The 6,299-nt window shown below is 52.4% G+C and carries 9 protein-coding genes; 3 read left to right on the forward strand and 6 right to left on the reverse strand.

Going from position 1 to position 6,299, the window contains the following annotated elements; all coding sequences use genetic code 11:
- Positions 1-193: 193 nt before the first annotated feature.
- Positions 194-748 (forward strand): gamma carbonic anhydrase family protein, encoded by a 555-nt coding sequence (locus tag IPZ49_RS22730; RefSeq protein WP_193762888.1) that lies wholly within the window; start codon positions 194-196, stop codon positions 746-748.
- Here IPZ49_RS22730 and IPZ49_RS22735 read toward each other — a convergent pair.
- The 6 genes from IPZ49_RS22735 to dprA are packed head-to-tail and all read right to left on the reverse strand — an operon-like array spanning position 724 to position 4,507.
- A complete protein-coding gene (locus tag IPZ49_RS22735) occupies positions 724-972 on the reverse strand; it encodes a DUF1488 domain-containing protein (RefSeq protein ID WP_022649578.1) in 249 nt (82 codons plus the stop codon). The genes IPZ49_RS22730 and IPZ49_RS22735 overlap by 25 nt on opposite strands.
- Positions 969-1,787 (reverse strand): shikimate dehydrogenase, encoded by an 819-nt coding sequence (gene aroE, locus IPZ49_RS22740; protein ID WP_032626754.1) that lies wholly within the window; start codon positions 1,785-1,787, stop codon positions 969-971. The genes IPZ49_RS22735 and aroE overlap by 4 nt, the downstream gene beginning before the upstream one ends.
- Before the next feature lie 4 nt (positions 1,788-1,791).
- Positions 1,792-2,364 carry an L-threonylcarbamoyladenylate synthase type 1 TsaC gene (gene tsaC / locus IPZ49_RS22745; RefSeq protein WP_022649580.1) on the reverse strand — a complete coding sequence of 191 codons (573 nt, stop codon included), beginning with the start codon at positions 2,362-2,364 and terminating at the stop codon, positions 1,792-1,794.
- A complete protein-coding gene (locus tag IPZ49_RS22750; RefSeq protein WP_023298754.1) occupies positions 2,357-2,911 on the reverse strand; it encodes a type I DNA topoisomerase in 555 nt (184 codons plus the stop codon). Before IPZ49_RS22750 ends, tsaC begins: the two co-directional genes overlap by 8 nt.
- A 26-nt stretch (positions 2,912-2,937) precedes the next feature.
- On the reverse strand, positions 2,938-3,411 hold the full coding sequence (smg, locus tag IPZ49_RS22755) for a DUF494 family protein Smg (RefSeq protein WP_000460665.1): 474 nt from the start codon (positions 3,409-3,411) through the stop codon (positions 2,938-2,940).
- Positions 3,383-4,507: a DNA-protecting protein DprA gene (gene dprA, locus IPZ49_RS22760; RefSeq protein ID WP_045309191.1), complete on the reverse strand. Its 1,125-nt coding sequence runs from the start codon at positions 4,505-4,507 to the stop codon at positions 3,383-3,385. Before dprA ends, smg begins: the two co-directional genes overlap by 29 nt.
- A 127-nt stretch (positions 4,508-4,634) precedes the next feature.
- Here dprA and def point away from each other — a divergent pair, with 127 nt between their 5' ends.
- The gene (gene def, locus IPZ49_RS22765) at positions 4,635-5,144 is read left to right on the forward strand and encodes a peptide deformylase (protein ID WP_063147185.1); all 510 of its coding nucleotides are present in this window, start codon (positions 4,635-4,637) and stop codon (positions 5,142-5,144) included.
- Positions 5,145-5,167: 23 nt separating this feature from the next.
- The gene (gene fmt / locus IPZ49_RS22770; RefSeq protein ID WP_023298756.1) at positions 5,168-6,115 is read left to right on the forward strand and encodes a methionyl-tRNA formyltransferase; all 948 of its coding nucleotides are present in this window, start codon (positions 5,168-5,170) and stop codon (positions 6,113-6,115) included.
- Positions 6,116-6,299 lie beyond the last annotated feature (184 nt).

Here is a 6,299-nt window from a genome sequence, read left to right on the forward strand (position 1 = left end):
ATGGAGGCGCATTATAGGGATCCCAGTTTTTAGCACAAGTATTTTTTAGATCTTTTTTTCCAACTGATGATTTTCCGTGCTTTTCGCTGAAAACCCACCCGATCCGCTTAAAAATTGACGCATTTTGCCTTGCCTCGCTCCAGGAATACGATCAAAGTCTTCTTTAATAACGCTCATCTGTATCGAGGTAGATATGTTTGCAGTATTACTTCCTTATAAAGATTTGTTCCCCCAAAAAGGCGATCGCGTGATGATCGATGCCAGCAGCGTGGTCATTGGTGATGTTCGCATGGCCGATGATGTCAGCATCTGGCCACTTGTCGCGATCCGGGGCGATGTTAACGACGTTGCAATCGGTGCACGCACCAATATTCAGGACGGCAGCGTGTTGCATGTGACTCATAAGTCATCTTATAACCCTGAGGGCAACCCGCTCATTATTGGGGAAGATGTTACCGTCGGCCATAAAGTGATGCTCCACGGCTGCACGATCGGTAACAGGGTTCTCGTTGGGATGGGATCGATTTTGCTGGATGGCGTCATTGTAGAAGATGACGTAATGATTGGCGCAGGGAGTCTTGTTCCGCAAAACAAGCGTCTTGAAAGTGGGTATCTCTATTTAGGCAGCCCGGTTAAACAGATCCGCCCCCTAAAAGAGACGGAGATCGAAGGATTGAAATACTCAGCGAACAATTACGTTAAATGGAAAAATGACTATCTGGATCAGGATAACCAGATCCAACCCTGATCGTCTTCCTGCTGATCGCGGATCAAATCGCTGGCATCCTCTTCCAGGTCCCAGCGATTTTCGCAAAAGACCGCTAACGGATCTGCCCCCCCAAAGCGCTGAAGCAACGTTTCCCCTTTAATCGCACAGGTGAGCTGCATTCCATGCACCAGCACCGGGAAACAAACCGCTTGCTTGTTTTCATCCCAGATTTCTCTGTCGGGAAAATGAATCGCCTGATTCACGCCGTCATTTCCTGTTTGAGCTTTTCAATCACCGGTTCTACAGCGGGTAACACGCCATGCCAGAGTAGCACCGCATGAGCCGCCTGCCCCACCAGCATTCCCAGACCATCAGCCACGTGTTTTGCCCCCTGTTGTTCGCACCAGGTCAGAAAGGGCGTTTTCCCTTTTTGATAAAACATGTCATAGGCGTAGATGTGGGAATGAATCAGGGATGCAGGAATCGCCGGGATCTCTCCATTAATACCGCTTGAGGTGGCATTAATCACAAGATCAAATTCGTGACGCGCGAGATCGTCAGGTGCTACCGCAGCTACGCTGCCTGTGTGTGCGAACAACGCCGCCAGCTCTTCTGCTCTGGAGAAAGTACGGTTGGTGATTGTCACCGCACAATCCAGCGAAAGAAGAGGAAGCAATACGCCGCGCGAGGCGCCACCCGCGCCGATCAGCAGGATCCGAAAGCCTGGTTTAATAAACGACAATCGCTCCAGATCGCTGAGTAAACCAATCCCATCGGTGTTATCGCCCAGAAGACGACCATCTTCAAGCCGCTTAAGAGTATTGACGGCGCCAGCGAGCGACGCACGTTCGGTCAGTTCATCCGCGCGCCCGAAAGCCTCTTCTTTAAAAGGCACCGTGACGTTCGCACCTTTACCACCCGCATCAAAAAAGCTATTCAGCGTCGGTATAAATGCATCAACAGGCGCAAGAACCCGACCATATGGGTGATCTATATGCAATTGCTCCGCAAACAGCCGATGGATCAGAGGCGACTTGCTGTGCGCGATCGGGTTACCAAAAACAGCATAGGTTTCCATCACATTATCCCTGGCGAAAACGTTCGCCGGTCAAGGCATCGCGAATTTCTGACGGGTTAAGACGACCACCGGTTTCACCCACGGCAACAGGGAAATCATTCCCGAACTGCGCCAGAACTTCTTCGGTTGTCCGACAAGGGGGAAGCCCGGTCAGGTTGGCGCTGGTTGAAACCAGAGGTTTACCAAATGCCTGGCATAACTCCACCACCAGCGGATGGTCGGTGACACGTACCGCGAGTGAATCGAAACGCCCGGTTAACCAGCGCGGCGTTGTCGGCTGTGCAGGAAAAACAAACGTCACGGGACCAGGCCACGCAGAGAAAATGGTTTCCCGCTGTGCAGGTGTCAGCATGGAATCATCAATATAAGGCTTAAGCTGCTCGTAGTTCGCAGCGATCAAAATCAATCCTTTTTCGACAGGCCGCTGTTTTAGCGCCAGCAGACGGTTAACGGCGACTTCGCTGTCAGGATCACACCCGACCCCGAAAACGGCTTCTGTTGGATAGGCGATGACTTCTTCTTTTTTCAGGATTTCCACCGCCTGCGCGATGGAGCCTGATGGCAGGTTATTATTCACTGATTTGATCCGCCGAAACCGGCTTTCCACATTGTTTACTGGCGCAAAAGCGTTTCAAGCCTTGCGCGGTTTTCTTCTCTATAAGTAACGGATAATCGCAATGAGAGCAGACGCCCGCTACTGGTTTGAAATTGATAACGAACTGGCATTCAGGATAGCGATCGCACGAATGGAAGGTCTTGCCATAACGAGAGCGCCGCTGCACCAATTGGCCACGCTGGCACTGAGGGCAGGCAATTGCCGTTTCATCTGGCTTATCAATTTGTTCCGTATGTTCACACTCCGGGTAGCGGCTGCATCCGATAAACATCCCGAACCGCCCCTGCCGCAGCGCCAGTTCACCGCCACAGAGAGGACAAAGCTGTCCCTCAAGAATTTTGACGATATGTCCATCCGCCTGGCTTTTCAGGGGACGGACATAATCACATTCCGGATAGTGTGAACAACCGAGAAACGGACCGTGTTTCCCGGACCGAATAACAAGTTCTGCCCCGCACTGTGGGCAGGGCTCGTTTTTATGCACCGTGAAGAGTGCTGATTTGGCCATAACAACTCTTGTTGCTGCACATAGAATTAATGCAGCATACCTTCATTCACTTCAAAGAGTAATTCTTCCATTTGCTGATAGGCATTTTCACAGCCTGGAATGTTGAACAGAACCATCAGGATCACCCATTTCAGATCTTCCAGTTCAAACTCAGCAGTATCCAGCGCCATGACGCGCTCTATCACCATCTCTCTCGTTTCGAGGTTTAGCACCTGAATCTGCTCGAGGAATAAAATGAATCCCCGGCAGCTGGCATCCAGCCTTTCACACTCTTCAGCTGTATAGATGCGCACAGACAATGGGTCAGAAGCAAGCTGCATCGGTTCGGCGAGGCCGTCCTGATAATCAGCCAACTTATCCAGCCACATCAACGCATTATATATATCTTCCCGCTCAAAACCTGCGTCGGTCAGATCCCGTGTTAATTTGTCCTGATCCACCTGCATTTCTGCTTCGTTGTGGATGTAAGTCTCAAACAAATACATCAGTACGTCGAACATGGCATGCCCTCCTTAATCGGACATAGCCGCCGGGTACAGCTGCGATCCACCCTGCTAACTCCAGTTCGAGTAGCTGTGCTACCGTTACTGGCACAGGTTGGCCGGCACGTTCAGCGACAACGTCAACAGGTGTTACCTCATCTCCTACGTTAGCCAGGAGCTTGGGAAATGGCAATGCTACTGCCTCCTGATCCGATGAAATATGTCGCTTTTGGAGATCATCCTGCAACCAATGCAGTCCATACTGCAAATTTTCAAGGATATCTTCTTTGCAGGTCACCAGCGTCGCCCCCTGTTTTATCAGCCAGTGAGGGCCTTCGCAGCCGGGGTTCCCCAACGGGCCGGGCAGCGCAAAAACTTCACGCCCCTGCTCCAGTGCGCACCTTGCAGTAACCAGCGATCCACTCCGAATCGCAGCTTCGACCACCAGCACACCCTGGCTTAACCCACTGATGATCCGGTTACGCCGTGGAAAGTTACCCGGTCTGGGCGGTGTTGAGAGTGAAAACTCAGACACTATTGTCCCCTCTGAAGCGATAAGTTGCTCAGCCAGAATGTGATGACGACGCGGATAGAGACTAAAAAGACCATTGCCAAGCACGGCGACACTTCGCCCTTTTGCAGACAACGCCGCATGATGTGCTACACCGTCGATGCCGCAAGCCAGACCACTGGTGATCGTAAAGCCACATTGGGACAGCTGTTCACTCAGCATTTTCCCCCAACGCTCGCCGTACCACGAGGGCGCACGGCTGCCCACAACCGCAAGCTGCATGCTATTAAGCACGTCAACGCGGCCTCGCACAAATAGCGCCCCGGGAAAATCAGGGATAGAACGCAACAATGGCGGGAAGCGAGGATCATCCGCCGTGAGAAGGTGGTTGTCGGCGTGTTCCAGCCATTCCAGACTACGTTCAAGCTCACTCTCGCTGAACGAAAAAAACTTTACGGCATGTTTGGGCGAAAGCCCTGACGCGTTGACAGCTTCAGCATCGACGGTTGCCTGGCGAAGCAGCCTCTGCGCAATCTCCAGCATCGCATCACCGTATAACGACCCGATGTTTATAAGCCGTAACCATACCTCTGTGGACGTCATCCTTTTCCCTGCCATAAGCAGCCTCAGCAATCTTTGCGATTGGTCACTGATGCTGTCAATCGACCGGGGATTTGTCTAGAATAGAAGTAATATTCTTATCAACTCCTGAACACGACTCTGGAAATTTATGGCAGTTTTGCAAGTGTTACATATTCCTGACGAGCGCCTTCGCATCGTCGCGGAACCGGTTAAAGAAGTGAATGCAGAAATTCAGCGTACCGTCGATGATATGTTCGATACCATGTACGCTGAAGAAGGCATTGGCCTTGCCGCGACCCAGGTAGACATTCACAAACGTATTATTGTGATCGACGTTTCTGAAAATCGTGATGAGCGCCTGGTGCTGATCAACCCTGAGCTGCTGGAAAAAAGCGGCGAAACAGGTATTGAGGAAGGCTGTCTGTCTATCCCTGAACAGCGCGCTTTGGTGCCACGTGCCGAAAAAGTTAAAATCCGCGCACTGGATCGTGACGGCAATCCGTTTGAGCTGGAAGCCGACGATCTGCTGGCGATTTGCATTCAGCATGAGATGGATCACCTGGTCGGTAAACTGTTTATCGATTACCTCTCACCTCTGAAGCAACAGCGTATTCGTCAGAAAGTTGAGAAACTGGATCGTTTGCGTTCTCGCGCTTAACGCCCCCGGATACAAGGAATAACGTGTCTACATCACTACGTATAATCTTCGCGGGTACCCCTGATTTTGCAGCGCGTCATCTCGACGCGCTGTTAACGTCTGGCCATCAGATTGTTGGCGTATTTACTCAGCCGGACCGTCCGGCTGGCCGCGGTAAAAAACTGATGCCTGGCCCGGTTAAGGTACTGGCAGAAACACATGGTTTACCGGTTTTCCAGCCTGCGTCATTACGACCTGAGGAAAACCAGAAGTTAGTGGCAGACCTGAACGCGGACGTGATGGTAGTTGTGGCTTACGGCCTCATTCTGCCGAAAGCGGTACTTGATATGCCCCGCCTGGGCTGTGTTAACGTTCATGGTTCTTTGCTCCCACGCTGGCGTGGTGCAGCCCCTATTCAGCGCGCTCTGTGGGCAGGCGATGCTGAAACTGGCGTGACAATCATGAAGATGGACGTAGGTTTAGACACGGGCGACATGCTGTATAAACTGGCGTGTCCCATCACCGCAGAAGATACCAGCGCCACGCTGTATGACAAGCTGGCGGATCTCGGCCCGCAGGGGCTGATTGAGACGCTGCAACAGCTTGCTGACAATACAGCGACACCTGAAGTGCAGGATGAGGCACAGGTGACCTATGCTGAGAAACTGAGTAAAGAAGAAGCCCGGATCGACTGGTCCCTGTCAGCAGCTCAACTCGAACGCTGCATCCGCGCCTTTAATCCATGGCCGATGAGCTGGTTGATGATTGATGAGCAGCCAGTGAAAGTCTGGAAAGCTTCAGTTATTAACGGCAATGCATCGGCAGAGCCCGGTACGATTATCGACGCCAGCAAAAACGGTATCCAGGTTGCGACCGGAGAAGGGATACTGAATCTTGAATCGCTGCAACCGGCCGGTAAAAAGGCAATGAGCGCGCAGGATCTATTAAATTCTCGTCGTGAATGGTTCATCCCTGGCAATCGCCTTGCCTGAACAAATTTATTCTTAAGGCCCGGTGTTTCCGGGCATTTTTATTTTTACGGTTATGAAAAGACAAAATCTACGCACTATGGCGGATCAGGCGGGTGGGCCGGGGGGGGGGGGGGGGGGGCCGGGGCCCCGGGGGGGGGCCCCGGGGGGTGGGGGGGGGCCGGGGGGGGGGGGCCCCGGCCGCCGG

It is taken from the genome of Enterobacter cloacae complex sp. S2, assembly GCF_015159675.1.
GTDB lineage: Bacteria > Pseudomonadota > Gammaproteobacteria > Enterobacterales > Enterobacteriaceae > Enterobacter > Enterobacter intestinihominis.